This window comes from Tenacibaculum sp. FZY0031 (genome assembly GCF_036350695.1).
Lineage (GTDB): Bacteria > Bacteroidota > Bacteroidia > Flavobacteriales > Flavobacteriaceae > Polaribacter.
The window spans coordinates 82,539-97,310 of sequence record NZ_JAZDVY010000012.1 but is presented as its reverse complement, the minus strand read 5'-3'; the positions used below and the strand labels follow the sequence as shown (position 1 = coordinate 97,310).

The window sequence follows — 14,772 nt, the reverse complement described above, 5'->3', positions numbered from 1 at the left end:
TTAAAATAAAACTAAAAATACTTATCTTTTTGAATTTTAACTCATTCCTCGTTCTTTTTTTATTTGCTCATATGCTGCCTGTATTTTTTGAAACTTCTCTTTAGCTCCTTCTTTATGCTCATCTCCCAAGTTTTGTAATTTATCTGGATGGTATTTTTTAGCCATTCTTCGATACGCTTTCTTTACTTCGTCGTTCGTAGTTTCTTTTGTTATTTCAAGCATTTTATAAGCACTGTCAGACTCATCATAAAACATTGCCTTGATTGAAGAATAGTCATATTCATTAATATACAAATAGCTTGCTATCTTCCTAATTTCTTCCTCTTCTACACGAGTTACTTGTCCATCTGCTTTGGCTATTCCAAATAAAAAATGCAACAACTGTAATCGTGTAGCATGCGACATGTACTGGCGTATTTGTAAGCAAACCTGACGTGTAGATATTTGTTTTTTTATAATCCCGTTAAACAGTTTAAATGCATGATTTGCTCGCTCTTTACCATACATTTTTACAAAATATGCACGAACATAATCCAGCTCTCGCTTATCTATCTTTCCGTCAGATTTGATAACTACCGATGCCAGTATTAATAAACTTATTTCAAAATCACCAGACGTAGCTCTTCCCCTTCTTGGCTGACCTCCTGTCTTTTTTTGATATTCTTGCTGTTCTTGGACAAAATCTTCTACAGAAATCCCATCAATAAAACTTCCTACAGCAAACCCTATAATAGCTCCTATTGGTCCCCCTAAGGTAAAGCCAGCTCCTGCTCCAAGCCATTTTGCAAATTTTCCCATTGTTTGTTTTTTAAGAGGTCACAAAGATAAAACATTACCAATCTATCTCCATACTTATTTCGGGTTGATTGTTGCCGTGAAAAGAAGTATCTTTGCCTTAAATTTTTAATTCAAAAATATGTATCCAGAAGAATTAGTAAAACCAATGCGCGATCAATTAATTGATGCTGGTTTTGAAGCTTTATATACTGCTGAAGATGTTGACAATGCTTTGGCCAAAGAAGGAACGACGTTGGTAATGGTAAACTCTGTTTGTGGCTGTGCTGCAGGTACTGCAAGACCTGGTGCTATTGCCTCTTTAGGAGCTGAAAAAACTCCTACGAACTTAACTACTGTATTTGCAGGTGTAGAAAAAGAATCTACAGCGAAGGCAAGAGAATATATGATTCCTTTCCCTCCATCATCTCCTGCCATTGCTTTATTTAAAGATGGTAATTTGGTACACATGTTAGAGCGTCATCATATTGAAGGACGTTCTGCACAAGCCATTGCTCAAAACTTAGCAGCAGCATACGACGAGTTTTGTTAAGCTTTTTAAGACACAAGATTTTAGAGTAAAGAATAAAGACAAAAAATCCAGCAGTTTGCTGGATTTTTTTATTTTGAGATTCTTCACACAAAATTCAGATTGACTCTTTGATCTTTCTAAAAAAAGTCTTGATTCTTCTGTCTAACAGCAAAGCAATCTTGGCTCTCTTTTATACTTTCTTAATCACATTGGTAACAATTCCCCAAATGATAAAATTATTTTCTTCTGTAATTTTAATAATTGGATAAGCTGGGTTTTCGGGCTGTAACCATACCTCATTTCCTTCAACTCGTAAACGTTTTACTGTAAATTCTCCATCTAAAAAACAAACGGCTATCTTATTATTTGTAGGTGGAATACTTCTATCAATCACCAGCAAATCATTATCATCCAAGCCTGCACCAATCATCGATTGCCCACTTACACGTGCAAAAAAAGTTGCTTCTTTATTCCTTATAAGTTCTTCATCTAACGAAATACGTGTTTCCTTAAAGTCATCCGCAGGAGAAGGAAATCCGGCTGAAATACCGGTTTCTATTAAAATAGCCCCTTCGCTTTCACTTACCTCTTTTGGCAAGAAAAAAGTCAATGCATCTGATGCTTTTACTTGTTTTAATTTTCGTAACATCTTAATTATTTGTTATTTGTATAAACTTACTTTACCTTGATTATATCGTTAATATTGGTAGTGTATTTTGGCGATAATCGCTCTTGACGCATCTTCCAAGTACGCTGCAAATCTTGATTAGCTAATTTAATCTTATCGGCTTTATACGTCTGATTCATTTTATCAATTGTATTCATTAAAGAAGCATGCTTCGGGTCTTCCTTTACAAACATATTTAATTGATAATTATCTGAAGGCACCAACCCTGTTACAATTACACCTGCTCTTTTATATTTTATTCCTTTTTTAAAAATAGTGGTTACTGCTTGTACCGCACTTTTACTAATAGTTAATGTAGAATTTGTCGGATACGGAAGCACAACTGTTTTACTTACTCGGTGTTGTTCAGTCTCTTTTTTATGATAATCACTACGCAACAACACAATGATCATATGACAACAAGAATTTTGCTTGCGTAATTTTTCTGCACAACTTACTGCAAACGTTGAGATTCTTTCTTTAATATTATCCAAGTCCGAAAACGTGTATTCAAAGCTACGAGTTGTTGCTATTGCTTTTTTGTTAGTAGGCTCATCTAGCTGTATTTTAGACTCTCCTTCTAAATCTTTTTTCAACTTCCAACCTGTTATAGAAAGATTTTTCAACACCCAATCGTCACTTAACTGTGTAAAATCGTATGCTTTTTTACATCCTTTAGCAAGCAACCTCTTTTGTATACCTCTCCCAATTCCCCAAACACTTTCTATGGGCATCCATTTTAATGCTTTACTTCTTTTTTCTTCAGAATCAATTACATACACTCCTCCTGTTTCTCTCAAAAATTTTCGTGCAATTTTATTCGCAACTTTACTCAACGCTTTAGTAGGTGCAATTCCTACGCAGGTTGGAATACCTGTCCATTGTAAAATTCTACTTCTAATTTCGGTTCCGTAAGAATTAAAATTATATTCATCAAACCCTTTGAATTGTAAAAACGCTTCATCAATAGAGTATACTTCCACATCTGGAGAAAACTGTTCTAAAATTTTCATCACTCTAGCACTCATATCACCATACAACGGGTAATTTGACGACAGCACTGAGATGTGATTGTTTTTACAGAACTGATTCCATTTAAAAATAGGAGCTCCAAATGGAAGTTGTAAATCTTTAGCTTCATCACTCATTGAAATAACACACCCATCGTTGTTGCTTAAAATAGCTACGGGTTTTCCTTGCAAATTCGGATTAAAAACCCGCTCGCAAGAAGCATAAAAGTTATTACAGTCTACCAACGCATACATAGTTGTAAAGGTACAGAATATTGAAAAATGAACTCTAACTAACTTTCCTTATTTTTGTTTCATGGTTAGAAAATTAAAAATTGACGGAATTGATAAAATAATTATCAAACGTCTTGTAAAAGATGCTCGTACGCCTATTTTAAGTATCGCCCGAGAAGTTGGAATATCAGGTGCTGCCATTCATCAACGATTGCGAAAACTAGACGAATCAGATTTAATTGATGGTTATAAAATGATATTAAACCCAAAAGCATTAGGATATACTACTACGGCTTTTGTTGGCGTATTTTTAGACTCTTCTAGCTTATACTCTTCAGCAATTAAGCGTTTAAAAGAAATTCCTGAAATTGTAGAAAGTCATTACACTACGGGTAACTATGCCATTTTTATTAAAATTTTGTGCAAAAACAACGAGGACTTAATGCATTTGTTAAATAAGGACATTCAAACCATAAAAGGAGTTTCAAGAACCGAAACTTTTATATCTTTAGACCAACAAATAGATCGACAAATAAAAATTTAAAACCCCGAATGAACGATTTTATCTTCTACTTTAAAATGGGCTTGTTTCACGTACTAGATTTTAAAGCCTATGACCACATTTTATTCTTAATTGTATTAGCTGTTGTGTATCAATTTAAACAGTGGACAAAAGTTTTATGGTTAATAACGTTGTTTACTATTGGACACTCAATAACCCTAGCTCTTTCAGCATATGGAATATTAAATGTACGAGCAGATTTAATTGAATTTTTAATTCCGTTAACTATTTTTATTACGGGATTAATGAATGTATTAACCGCAAAAAAAGCATCGGTAGGAAAAGAAAATCAGAATTTATTTTTTGCTTTATTTTTCGGACTAATTCACGGACTTGGTTTTTCTAATTACTTTAAAATTATGATCGGAAAAACCTCCGATAAATTTTTGCCCTTAGTAGAATTTGCTCTAGGAGTAGAAGTGGCACAACTTATTATTGTGCTAGGTATTTTATTAATTGGAGCCTTAGTACAATCAATCTTTAGTGTAAACCGTCGTGATTGGATTTTAATCATGTCTTCAATCGTAATTGGGTTCGCCCTACAAATGATGTTTGATCGTGTTTTTTGGTAAAAAATTAACGCCTAACTAACTCAAATCTAACTACCTTAGCTTATCTAAGAAAAATCGTACTGAAAATTTTGAAGAAAAAACAATTAAAATATGACATTGCCTATTTAAAAATGGCAAATGAATGGGGACAACTTTCACACTGTATTCGTAAAAAAGTAGGTGCCTTAATTGTTAAAGATCGAATGATTATTTCTGATGGTTATAATGGTACTCCTTCTGGTTTTGAAAACTATTGTGAAGATGAAGAAGGGTACACCAAATGGTATGTATTACATGCCGAAGCCAATGCTATCTTAAAAGTAGCTTCTTCTACGCAGTCGTGTAAAGGCGCTACTTTATACATTACACTTTCTCCTTGCCAACAATGTAGTAAATTAATACATCAAGCAGGAATAAAACGCGTAGTGTACGCACAGGCATATAAAGACCGATCAGGATTAGATTTTTTAGAGAAAGCGGGTGTTGAACTGACCTATTTACCTTATGAACAAAAATAATTTACCTATATATTTATCGATTGCAGTGGTTTTTGGTATTCTTATCGGAACCTTTTTTAGCAACGGAAATTCAAGTAGTCTTATTGGAAAAAGCTCGTCTAGTGAACGAAAAATAAAACGTTTAATTGACTACATTCAAAGTGATTATGTTGATGATGTTAACACAGATGACTTATTAGACGGAGCCATTGCCGAAATGTTGGGTAAATTAGATCCTCATTCTGTATACATACCTAAGGAAAACTTACAATTGGTTACCGAAAATATGCAAGGTAATTTTGTAGGAATTGGTGTTCAGTTTCGTATGATTGGTGATACCATTACTGTTATAGAACCTATTAAGGGCGGACCAAGTATTGAAGCAGGAATTAAAGCAGGCGATAGAATTTTACTTGCCGATAAAGATACGCTGTACGGAAAAAAACTACAAACTTCCCAAATAATGAAAGCTTTAAAAGGGAAGCCAAATACCAAAGTAAACTTACAGGTTTACAGGAAAACCAACGATAGTATTTTTGATATTACTATTAATCGTGGTAAAGTAAATATTAAAAGTGTTGATGTTGCCTATATGCTAAACGATAGTATTGGTTATATAAAGTTAGATCGTTTTGCTCGTAACACCTATCTTGAATTTAAATCTTCTTTAAACAAATTACTCACCAAAGGAATGACTGATTTGGTCTTAGATCTTCGCGGAAATGGTGGTGGCTTTATTGATATTGCTAATGATATTGTAGATGAGTTTTTAGAAAAAGACAAGCTTATCGTATTTACAAAAAATAACAAAGGAGATATTGTAGAATCTTTTGCTACTGATAAAGGCGATTTTGAGCACGGTGGGTTATATGTACTAATTGATGAAAACTCTGCCTCTGCTTCTGAAATTGTAGCAGGTGCTTTACAAGACAATGACAAAGGAATTATTATCGGTCGTCGTTCTTTTGGGAAAGGGTTGGTACAGCAAGAAATGGACTTAGGAGATGGATCCGCAGTACGATTAACTACTGCTAGGTATTATACTCCAACAGGACGTTCTATTCAAAAGCCTTATAAAAAAGACGCTGATTCAGAAGAATACAGTCACGATTTTGAACATCGATTAGAAAATGGAGAGTTATTTACCAAAGACAGTATTAAAACTATTGATAGCTTAAAATACACTACTCCTAAAGGAAAAACAGTATATGGCGGGGGCGGAATTATTCCTGATTATTTTGTAGCGGTAGATACCTCAGCCTATATTCCTACAATTTTCTTCCGTCCTTTAAATGATTTCGCTTTTTCGTATGTAGATGACAATCGTAAAAAACTCGCTTCATTAACCGTTGACGATTTTATTAGTAACTTTGATAAAAGCAATGAGATTTCTGATAAATTCTTAGCAGAGTTGAAAAGCTTTAGACTTTCTGAAAAAACAAAAAATCAACTTCGTAACAACTTAAAAGTATTAATAGCTCGTGAATTGTTTAGTGACGAAGGTTTGTATAAAGTAGACCAGCGAGATGATAAGATGCTACAAAAAGTATTTGAGCTAGAACAGCAACAAAAAGAATAGAAATACTTAAAATAGTCTTGGCACTTAATTCCCTTCGTATTTGCTTTTAAATTCTTCAGTTGCATTCTTGAGAACTTCTTACGCAGATGGAATGCTCCTAGTTAAAAGTTTTTTTTAGTCTAAATCGTAGGCTTAGCATTACTTTGTTATGTACATAATAGTACATTTGTACTACCTGTAAGTTAATAAAGAAAAGCTACAACGAATGAAAAAATCTGTGAACACAAGAGCAACTATTTTACAACAAGCTTTTGAACTTATTTATAAGAAAGGGTATCAATCTACCAGTATTGACGAAATTATAGCTACTACTAAAGTTACAAAAGGTGCTTTTTATTATCATTTTAAAAATAAGAAGCAAATGGGGCTCGCTGTTATTAAAGAGGTAATACAACCCAAAACGATCGATTTTTCTATCAGTTCTCTTACTACCTCAACAAATTTATGTGATGCTTTATATACAATGATTGAAGAATTACTTCTATACAACTCTTTTTTAACCATAGAACATGGTTGCCCACTAGCTAATTTAACCCAAGAAATGTCGCCTTTAGACAATGATTTTAAAGAAGCTCTTGCCGAAGCTAAATCATTATGGACAAATGCTATTGCAACTTCTATTAGCAAAGAACAACAAAACAATACTATTAATACAAATAACAACGCTGAAGAGGTTGCCAACTTTATCATTGCTAGTTATTGGGGAGCCAGAGCCCTTGGTAAATTAAGTAATAAAGCAAACACATATACTCATTATTTAAAGCAATTAAAACTTTACTTAACTATTTTAAAAGAATCTTAAACCAACAAAAAAAACATACTAGTTAGTATGTTTTTATTTTATCTTTGCTTTGTTCTAAAAAAAAAAGCAATGCAAATACATAATAAGTATAGTCCGTCTGTACTCAACAGAAAAGAAATCCAGCAGTTTAAAAAGCTTTTAATAACCTCCAAATTAAAAGAGAGTTTCACTAAAACGCTGTATAAAATTGGTATTAAATCTAAAATAATGTTTGATATTAATACTATAAATATTCCAGATTCCAGATTATCTAAACTAGCTTTAGAAGAGGCAAATGAGTTATGCAACCCTATATTGCTTTACCATTCTTATAGAACCTTCTTTTGGTCTGCAGGTATTGCTCTTTCAGAAAAGCTACATTATGATGAAGAGTTACTATTTGTTTCCTCAATGCTACATGATATTGGTTTAACAAATACCCACAACCACATATGCAGTAAACAATGCTTTGCCAATTACGGAGGTTCTTTCTCAAATGATTTTGTAAAGAAGTACGACAGTGAAAACAAAGCTTCTGCCATTAAAACTGCTATTGACATGCACTTGTATCCTACGGTGAATAAAAAGAGGTTTGGTAACGAAGCTTATCTACTTTCAAGAGGTGCTGCCATGGATGTTATTGGCTCACACTATTTTCAAGTTCCAACTTCTTTTATCAAAGAAGTTCATAAAACCTATCATAGAAATGGTTTTAAAGAAGATATTATTGAAACCATGGAAACATTAAATCACAAAGAAAATACCAGAGCTGATATTTTATACAAAATGGGATTTGCCTCAATGGCTTCAAAAAATATTTTAGATTCTAAAAAATTTACTTCTTAGAGGTAAACTTTGCTTCCCTCTTACTTTTATAAACCTCTTCAATGGTTGGGTTTTGAGGGCAGCTTTTTATTTGTTCAAATGTATCACCAGATGTTACAAAACCTGTTTGAAGTACCTTAAAATATACCCCTGGTGAGTTTTGCTGCCAAAACTGTTTTACAATCTTCATATCGTTAAAACGCACCCCCAATTTCATACAAGGCTGACGCGGTTTGGTAACCTCAATAATAACTTCTCCCACTTTAAAAGTATCTCCCACATGCAATTGACTTTCCGCTAAATCAGAAACCGTTAAGTTTTCACCAAACATTCCATAATTCCAATCTAAATTAGGATACAATTCTTTCCAATACGCATAATGCTTTTCTGAATAGGCATACACAGCTTGGTCTATTCCTCCATGGTGCTCTCTATCACAAATTGCATCATCTTTAACTTTTTCTACACCTAAAAAAAGAGGCTCTTCCACCGGAAACTTAAAAATACCGGTAGTTACTATTTTACCCTTCCAATTTACTTCTTTTCTTTCTCCTATGTTGGTAGCTACAATTTTCATTTTATACTTGTTATTCTACTAAAAAATTTTGCAACACATCTGCAATTTTTCGATTATCAGATAATTGTGGAATTTTATTCTGACCACCAAACTTCCCAATAGACTTCATATATTCATGAAAGCCTCCTTTTTGTACTTTTCTAATGATAAGCGGACGTAAAATCTTCCCTTTAATTAAATCGAAATAATATACATTTTGCTCTTGCATGGAAGCATCGATTTTAGATGCTAACTCATCTATGTTTACAGGTTCTTTTTCAAACTCTATAAACCACTCATGGTATGGCAATCCACTTTCAGGATTTACTTGCGGAGCCACTGTAAATTCACTTATATTTACAGCTGTTCCTTTGATAGCATCATTCAATGCTTTTTCAACCTCTTTACCTATCACATGCTCTCCAAAAGCAGAAATAAAGTGTTTTATACGTCCTGTTACTTTTATTCTGTAAGGTTTTAAAGAAGTGAACTCTACTGTATCGCCAATATTATACCCCCATAAACCTGCTGACGTATTTAAAATAATGACATAATTCACTCCTAGCTGAACGTCTTTTAATGAAATTCTAGTTGGATTCTCCTCAAAAAACTCCTTGGCAGGAATAAACTCATAAAACATACCTGAATTTAATTGCAACAACATTCCTTTTTCTGTTTGTGAATCTTGGTATGCAATAAACCCTTCAGATGCTGGGTACAGTTCTACATAATCTATCTTTTTCCCTATCAACGTTTCGAATTTGTTCTTGTAGGGGTCAAAATTTACCCCCCCATACACAAAGAAATTAAAGTTCGGAAAAATTTCAGCAACAGTTTTTCCTGTTTTTTCTATCAGTTTTTCAAAATACACTTGCACCCAAGATGGAATTCCACTAATAACCGTCATGTTTTCTGACAAAGTTTCTTCAACTACTTTATCAACTTTGACATCCCAATCTTCAATACAATTCGTTTCCCAACTAGGCAACCTATTTTTTAATAAATAGTTGGGAACATAATGTGCTGCTATTCCACTTAATCGCCCTAATTTTACGCCGTTTTTATCTTCTAAAACGGGACTTCCTTGTAAGAAAATCATTTTTCCATCAACAAAACTAGCATCGTTTGTTTCTGTGATATAAAACAACAAAGCATTTCGAGCTGCTGTAATATGCGTAGGCATTGATTCTTTACTTATTGGAATGTATTTTGCGCCTGAAGTTGTTCCAGAAGTCTTCGCAAAATACAAAGGCTTTCCTTTCCATAAAACATTCTCTTCTCCAGCAACCACTCGGTCTACATAGGTACGCAACCCTTCATAATCGTTAATCGGAACCCTTTTTTTAAAGTCTTCATAAGTATTGATTGACACAAAATCGTGATCTTTCCCAAAAGCCGTTTTACACCCTTCTGTAACCAAATATTGAAAAACTTTTTCCTGTGTTTTATGAGGAGTATTTGCCCATTTATATACTTGTTTACGAACAATTTTTGCAAATGGAATTGCTAATATTGATTTTATGCTCATGCTCTCTTTTTATTTACTGAAAATCTATATAATTAGTCGGATTAACAGGAAACCCATTATTCCATAGCTCAAAGTGTAAATGAGGACCGGTGGTTAGTTCTCCTGTAGACCCTACACTTGCAATTGCTTCTCCCGACTTTACAACATCTCCCTGTTGCTTTAATAAGGTTCCGTTATGCTTGTATACCGATATAAATTCGTTAGCGTGCTGTATGGTTAATACATACCCTGTTTCTGCTGTCCATTCTGCTAAAATAACCGTCCCATCAGCTACTGCTTTTACGGGGGTTCCTGTTTTTGCAACAATATCTATCGCATAATGTTTGTCATTGACGTCAAACGGCTGTGATATGCTTCCTGTTAGCGGTGAAAAGAATACGTTTTTCACTCTATTTGCTCCTCCATTATACAAAGGAAACAAATCTCTCCCTTGAATCTTCTCCCTAAACAATGAATCTTCTTTCGATGCTTGTAACTTACCCTCATCAAACGCTATAGTTTTCATTTCATTAGTTATTGAATCTACTTTTTCTGGCTCTATTTGTCCTGTTAAAACAGGTTTTAAAGCTTTCGTATACCTTTCAATAACAGAGAGCCTGTTTTTTAACGAATCTGCTTCGTATGTTAAACGGGTCGCTTTCTTTTTTAGGGCTGTTGAAGAGTATCCTGGTATGTATTCTCGTATCCCCGTAAATGCAATTAACAAAGTGGTAAGTACTATAAGAAGAATAGAAAACACTCCTCCAAATACAAAAACGTTTAATCGTGATAATTTTAAAGAAAACCGTTCTTGAAACGTATCTTCATTTATAATTACTAAGCGATATTTATCAGTAAGTTTTTGTTTGAGCTTTCGCTTTTTTTTATTTTTTGCCACGTTTTATACTTGTTTGGATTTCAAATATACAACGAAAAAATGGCCTAACTATTTTTTATAAAAATTCATCTCATCTATATACTTCCAAACCTTATCAGACAAGAGAGGCTTACAGTTTTTTTCTTCCATTATAGCGTTGCGAACCATGGTTGAAGATATTTGTACAATAGGCGCTTCTACTCTGTGAATTTTCTTGTGATTTTTGAATTGATTTTCTACTTCACCTTTTGAAACTCTTGGGTAAACATATACGTTATAATCTTCTAAAATAGCCTCATAATTCTTCCATTTATGCAAGCTTTTCAGATTGTCTTCTCCCATGATCAAACTAAACTTATAATTCGGAAACTTCTCTGAAATATGAGCCAATGTATTGATGGTATAATTGGGTTGAGGAAGTTTAAATTCAATATCAGAAGGTTGAATTTTCTCATACTCTTCAGTAGCTAAATACACCATTTCTAAACGGTGGTGATTCTCTAGCAATGTGCTTTTCTTTTTAAACGGATTATGAGGAGTAACCACCATCCAAATTTCATCTAAATCTGAGTTTTCAACTAAGTGATTGGCTATAATTAAATGCCCAATATGAATTGGATTAAAAGTACCGAAGTATAACCCGATGTTTTTCATATGAATAGATACTAGATATTTATCTTTCTTCTTACTCTGCTCCTTCTTTAGAAACTCCTAAAAAATCATCTACCAAACCCTCTGCTTCTTGGAGAGCTACTGATAAGTCGTAATTTTTAATGATTTTATCAAACTGAGGAGCTGTTGCTAATTCAATAGGCGCTTTTGCTACCCTTGCAGCAATTTTTTTATCACTCTCTTCTCCTCTGTTTTTTAATCTTTTTATAAGTTCATTGATGTCTGGTGGTTTCACAAATACAGCCAATGTTTGTTCTGGAAATTTTTCTTTAATTCTAAGTCCTCCTCTAACATCAATATCGAAAATCACGTGTTTTCCCTGTGCCCAAATTCGTTCAACTTCTGTTTTTAACGTTCCATAAAAGTTATTCATATAAACTTCTTCCCACTCTAAAAACTCGTCGTTTTTTATTTTCCTCTTAAACTCTCCAATAGAAATAAAATAGTAATCTACCCCATCTTCCTCATTACTTCTCGGTTCACGAGACGTTGCTGAAATTGAAAACTCAAGCTTAAACCGTTTCTGTGCCAATAAATGACGTACGATTGTGGTTTTACCTGAGCCTGATGGTGCTGAAAACACAAATAATTTTCCTTTAAACTCTTTCGACATGTTTATAAAACGTTTAAAATTTGTTCTTTTATTTTTTCTAACTCGTCTTTCATTTGGATGACTAATTTTTGCATTGGTGCAAAGTTAGCTTTCGACCCAGTAGTATTGATTTCTCTTCCAATTTCTTGCACGATAAATCCTAGCTTTTTACCGTTAGAATCTTCAGTTGCTAGTTGCTGTAAGAAATATTCTAAATGATTAGCTAAACGCACTTTTTCTTCGTTAATGTCTAGCTTTTCTAAATAGTAAATTAGCTCTTGCTCAAAACGATTTTCATCAACCTCAACTTTTAAATCAGTTAATGCTTTTTGCAAACGTTCTTTAACGTGCTCAATTCTATCACCGTCTAACTTTTTAACTTCTTCTAAAGCTGATTGAATATTGAATATTCTTGTTTTGAAATCTTCTTCTAACGATTTTGCTTCGTCTACCCTATATTGAATAATTTCTTTTAACGCTTCATCTATATGAGCATTTATTTGCTTCCATTCTTCTTCATCTAACTCTTCACGCTCAGTTTTTAATGCGTCTGGCATTCTAACTGCCATTTTCATTAACTCAACATCATCAGAAGTTCCTACTTGGGTTACATTTCTTAATTGCTGCATATAGTCTCGTACTACCCCAGTATTTACCGTAGTGGAAGTTTCATCTGCAGTCATTTCTACGTAAATAGAAAAATCTACTTTACCGCGCACTAAATTACTTGCTAATTTTTTTCTAACACTCAACTCCTTTTCTCTGTAGTATGAAGGAATTCTGGTATTTAAATCTAAATTTTTACTATTTAAAGATTTAATTTCGATTGTTACTTTTTTAGAGGGTAAATGAAGTACGGATTTACCGTAACCCGTCATTGACTGTATCATAACTTCGGTTTAATAATCTGCAAAGATACGTTTATTTATTGGGAGTTTCAGCTGGGCGTTTAGTAACCAAGAACACCCCTAAAAAAATTAATAATGCTGCGCCTATTTTAACTACATCTAAATGATCACTTCCTACAATCAATGCATAAATTGCTGCCACAACAGGTTGCAAATACATAAACACGCTTACTGTGGTTGGTTTCAGTTTTGATAGTGCAAATAAATTAAACAAGTAAGTTATACAAGTAGTAAACAACACCACAAAACCTGCCTTTAATAAAATTAAAACTGGCATTGTTTGCCACTGCACTTCTAACAATTCAACGAACCCAAAAGGAAGCACCATTATCAATCCAAAAAGGTATAACCACTTTACGAAAACAATCGGATTGTATTTTCCTATAAGCTTTTTTACCACCACCAAATACATACCGTAGGATGCTGCATTAACAAACACTAAAAAGTTTCCTAATACCATGTTTGTTGCACCTTCTTTGAGTGGAGTTCCGTAAGCTATTAAAATTATTGCCCCGATCATCCCAATAATCACTCCTACAATTTTCCTTAAGACTAGTTGCTCTTTTAAAAGAATACTCGCAAAAATTAACACTAAAATAGGAGTAGTGACCATCATAACTGAGGCATTGATTGGTGTAGTATAGCTCAACCCTTTAAAAAAAGTAAGCATATTAAAAGCAATTCCAAAAAAGGCCGCCATTGCTACTCGTTTGTAATCTGCTTTCTCAATCGATGCTCCTTTGACAAAAAGTCCTAATAACCAAAAAATCACAGTAGCCCCTCCAACACGAAGTAATATAAAACCAAAGGGTTGAATATATCCTTGCATTACTTCTTTCGCAATCGTAAAGGTAATTCCGTAAATAAGTGTCGCGATAGATGCTGCCGTTAATGCTAACGCTCTTTGGTTCATTTTTAGTAGTTTTAAAAACAAGTGCAAAGATGATGATAATATTCTTCTTTTCTATTACTTTTTTACCCTGTACTAATCTTAAGATATCTCTTTATACGAACCAAAAAAGCACTGCTAATGCAGTGCTTTTTCTTTGGTTGATTAACTTTTGATTAGTCCACTAAAGGTGGTATTCTTAATACTTGTCCTGGATAAATTTTATCAGGATGTGTTAACATTGGCTTGTTAGCTTCAAAAATTACTGGATATTTCATAGCATCTCCATAAAACTCTTTTGCAATTTTGCTTAACGAGTCTCCGCTTACTACTGTATGGAACTGAGCCATTGCTGCCTCTTCGATAACCTCAACTTCTTTAACGGTCATATTGTCTTCTACAGAAGCAATTCCTTCTGTATTACCAACTACTAAAACTACTTTTTCTTTAGTGGCTAAATCTGCCGCCTCTCCTGTTACTGTAGCTTTATCATCGTCTACACTGACCGCTAAGTTTTCAACGGAAAGCTCTAGTTTATTTACTGCATCTACCAATTTTGCAGCTTTTTCTGTTGCTTCTTCTTCAGTTGTTTTTCCGATACCAAAAACTTTTGCTCCGGCATTTTTAATAAATGAAAAAATTCCCATTCTCTTTTTTGATTTTTTGTTAATATTCTTTTTTTCTGTCTGACTAAGATACAATTTTTATACCAAAATTCGTATTCTAAAAGAATTTAAAAAAGATCTTTTGAAACTAAAA

At 33.5% G+C, this 14,772-nt stretch carries 18 protein-coding genes; 7 read left to right on the top strand and 11 right to left on the bottom strand.

Annotation, left to right across the window (positions count from 1 at the left end):
* Positions 1-36 precede the first annotated feature (36 nt).
* Positions 37-798 carry a TerB family tellurite resistance protein gene (locus V1T75_RS15720; RefSeq protein ID WP_330489447.1) on the bottom strand — a complete coding sequence of 254 codons (762 nt, stop codon included), beginning with the start codon at positions 796-798 and terminating at the stop codon, positions 37-39.
* Between the two features lie 118 nt (positions 799-916).
* On the opposite strand from V1T75_RS15720, the gene V1T75_RS15715 reads away from it, so the two are divergent.
* Complete coding sequence (locus V1T75_RS15715) at positions 917-1,327, top strand: BrxA/BrxB family bacilliredoxin (RefSeq protein WP_330489446.1); 411 nt, start codon at positions 917-919, stop codon at positions 1,325-1,327.
* Between the two features lie 169 nt (positions 1,328-1,496).
* Here V1T75_RS15715 and V1T75_RS15710 read toward each other — a convergent pair whose 3' ends face one another.
* Together V1T75_RS15710 and V1T75_RS15705 are read right to left on the bottom strand one after the other, a co-directional pair.
* Entirely contained in the window at positions 1,497-1,955 is a 459-nt protein-coding gene (locus V1T75_RS15710) for a LexA family protein (protein WP_330489445.1), read from the bottom strand.
* Positions 1,956-1,981: 26 nt separating this feature from the next.
* Positions 1,982-3,238, bottom strand: coding sequence for a Y-family DNA polymerase (locus tag V1T75_RS15705; RefSeq protein ID WP_330489444.1), 1,257 nt, complete (start codon positions 3,236-3,238; stop codon positions 1,982-1,984).
* A 61-nt stretch (positions 3,239-3,299) separates the two neighbouring features.
* Between V1T75_RS15705 and V1T75_RS15700 the strand changes: the two genes are divergently transcribed.
* The 6 genes from V1T75_RS15700 (at position 3,300) to V1T75_RS15675 (ending at position 8,033) form a co-directional block, all read left to right on the top strand.
* Positions 3,300-3,761 carry an Lrp/AsnC ligand binding domain-containing protein gene (locus V1T75_RS15700; protein WP_047789927.1) on the top strand — a complete coding sequence of 154 codons (462 nt, stop codon included), beginning with the start codon at positions 3,300-3,302 and terminating at the stop codon, positions 3,759-3,761.
* 8 nt (positions 3,762-3,769) lie between these two features.
* Complete coding sequence (locus tag V1T75_RS15695; RefSeq protein WP_330489443.1) at positions 3,770-4,351, top strand: HupE/UreJ family protein; 582 nt, start codon at positions 3,770-3,772, stop codon at positions 4,349-4,351.
* A gap of 65 nt (positions 4,352-4,416) precedes the next feature.
* Positions 4,417-4,848, top strand: a complete 432-nt coding sequence (locus V1T75_RS15690) for a deoxycytidylate deaminase (RefSeq protein WP_330489461.1) — start codon at positions 4,417-4,419, stop codon at positions 4,846-4,848.
* The gene (locus V1T75_RS15685; RefSeq protein ID WP_330489442.1) at positions 4,835-6,406 is read left to right on the top strand and encodes a S41 family peptidase; all 1,572 of its coding nucleotides are present in this window, start codon (positions 4,835-4,837) and stop codon (positions 6,404-6,406) included. The genes V1T75_RS15690 and V1T75_RS15685 overlap by 14 nt, the downstream gene beginning before the upstream one ends.
* Before the next feature lie 205 nt (positions 6,407-6,611).
* Positions 6,612-7,208, top strand: a complete 597-nt coding sequence (locus V1T75_RS15680; protein WP_330489441.1) for a TetR/AcrR family transcriptional regulator — start codon at positions 6,612-6,614, stop codon at positions 7,206-7,208.
* 69 nt (positions 7,209-7,277) lie between these two features.
* The gene (locus tag V1T75_RS15675) at positions 7,278-8,033 is read left to right on the top strand and encodes an HD domain-containing protein (RefSeq protein WP_330489440.1); all 756 of its coding nucleotides are present in this window, start codon (positions 7,278-7,280) and stop codon (positions 8,031-8,033) included.
* Here V1T75_RS15675 and V1T75_RS15670 read toward each other — a convergent pair.
* The 8 genes from V1T75_RS15670 to lysM form a co-directional block, all read right to left on the bottom strand.
* Positions 8,023-8,589 (bottom strand): MOSC domain-containing protein, encoded by a 567-nt coding sequence (locus V1T75_RS15670; RefSeq protein ID WP_330489439.1) that lies wholly within the window; start codon positions 8,587-8,589, stop codon positions 8,023-8,025. The two genes, V1T75_RS15675 and V1T75_RS15670, sit on opposite strands and share 11 nt — an antisense overlap.
* Before the next feature lie 10 nt (positions 8,590-8,599).
* Positions 8,600-10,096, bottom strand: coding sequence for a GH3 auxin-responsive promoter family protein (locus V1T75_RS15665; RefSeq protein ID WP_330489438.1), 1,497 nt, complete (start codon positions 10,094-10,096; stop codon positions 8,600-8,602).
* 13 nt (positions 10,097-10,109) lie between these two features.
* Positions 10,110-10,973, bottom strand: coding sequence for a M23 family metallopeptidase (locus V1T75_RS15660; protein WP_330489437.1), 864 nt, complete (start codon positions 10,971-10,973; stop codon positions 10,110-10,112).
* A 48-nt stretch (positions 10,974-11,021) separates the two neighbouring features.
* Positions 11,022-11,606, bottom strand: a complete 585-nt coding sequence (gene nadD / locus V1T75_RS15655) for a nicotinate (nicotinamide) nucleotide adenylyltransferase (protein ID WP_330489436.1) — start codon at positions 11,604-11,606, stop codon at positions 11,022-11,024.
* A gap of 31 nt (positions 11,607-11,637) precedes the next feature.
* A complete protein-coding gene (gene gmk / locus V1T75_RS15650; protein ID WP_330489435.1) occupies positions 11,638-12,237 on the bottom strand; it encodes a guanylate kinase in 600 nt (199 codons plus the stop codon).
* 2 nt (positions 12,238-12,239) lie between these two features.
* A complete protein-coding gene (locus V1T75_RS15645) occupies positions 12,240-13,106 on the bottom strand; it encodes a YicC/YloC family endoribonuclease (RefSeq protein ID WP_330489434.1) in 867 nt (288 codons plus the stop codon).
* Positions 13,107-13,137: 31 nt separating this feature from the next.
* Positions 13,138-14,037 (bottom strand): DMT family transporter, encoded by a 900-nt coding sequence (locus tag V1T75_RS15640; protein WP_330489433.1) that lies wholly within the window; start codon positions 14,035-14,037, stop codon positions 13,138-13,140.
* Between the two features lie 152 nt (positions 14,038-14,189).
* The gene (gene lysM, locus V1T75_RS15635) at positions 14,190-14,660 is read right to left on the bottom strand and encodes a peptidoglycan-binding protein LysM (protein ID WP_330489432.1); all 471 of its coding nucleotides are present in this window, start codon (positions 14,658-14,660) and stop codon (positions 14,190-14,192) included.
* Between the last annotated feature and the right edge of the window lie 112 nt (positions 14,661-14,772).

Excerpts from the sequence above, each read along its gene's own strand:
- V1T75_RS15695 (WP_330489443.1), top strand. The coding sequence starts at position 3,770 with ATGAACGATTTTATCTTCTACTTTAAAATGGGCTTGTTTCACGTACTA.
- V1T75_RS15700 (WP_047789927.1), top strand. The coding sequence starts at position 3,300 with ATGGTTAGAAAATTAAAAATTGACGGAATTGATAAAATAATTATCAAA.
- V1T75_RS15680 (WP_330489441.1), top strand. The coding sequence starts at position 6,612 with ATGAAAAAATCTGTGAACACAAGAGCAACTATTTTACAACAAGCTTTT.
- V1T75_RS15670 (WP_330489439.1), bottom strand. The coding sequence starts at position 8,589 with ATGAAAATTGTAGCTACCAACATAGGAGAAAGAAAAGAAGTAAATTGG.
- lysM (WP_330489432.1), bottom strand. The coding sequence starts at position 14,660 with ATGGGAATTTTTTCATTTATTAAAAATGCCGGAGCAAAAGTTTTTGGT.
- V1T75_RS15720 (WP_330489447.1), bottom strand. The coding sequence starts at position 798 with ATGGGAAAATTTGCAAAATGGCTTGGAGCAGGAGCTGGCTTTACCTTA.
- nadD (WP_330489436.1), bottom strand. The coding sequence starts at position 11,606 with ATGAAAAACATCGGGTTATACTTCGGTACTTTTAATCCAATTCATATT.
- V1T75_RS15685 (WP_330489442.1), top strand. The coding sequence starts at position 4,835 with ATGAACAAAAATAATTTACCTATATATTTATCGATTGCAGTGGTTTTT.
- gmk (WP_330489435.1), bottom strand. The coding sequence starts at position 12,237 with ATGTCGAAAGAGTTTAAAGGAAAATTATTTGTGTTTTCAGCACCATCA.
- V1T75_RS15665 (WP_330489438.1), bottom strand. The coding sequence starts at position 10,096 with ATGAGCATAAAATCAATATTAGCAATTCCATTTGCAAAAATTGTTCGT.
- V1T75_RS15645 (WP_330489434.1), bottom strand. The coding sequence starts at position 13,106 with ATGATACAGTCAATGACGGGTTACGGTAAATCCGTACTTCATTTACCC.
- V1T75_RS15705 (WP_330489444.1), bottom strand. The coding sequence starts at position 3,238 with ATGTATGCGTTGGTAGACTGTAATAACTTTTATGCTTCTTGCGAGCGG.
- V1T75_RS15640 (WP_330489433.1), bottom strand. The coding sequence starts at position 14,037 with ATGAACCAAAGAGCGTTAGCATTAACGGCAGCATCTATCGCGACACTT.
- V1T75_RS15675 (WP_330489440.1), top strand. The coding sequence starts at position 7,278 with ATGCAAATACATAATAAGTATAGTCCGTCTGTACTCAACAGAAAAGAA.
- V1T75_RS15710 (WP_330489445.1), bottom strand. The coding sequence starts at position 1,955 with ATGTTACGAAAATTAAAACAAGTAAAAGCATCAGATGCATTGACTTTT.
- V1T75_RS15715 (WP_330489446.1), top strand. The coding sequence starts at position 917 with ATGTATCCAGAAGAATTAGTAAAACCAATGCGCGATCAATTAATTGAT.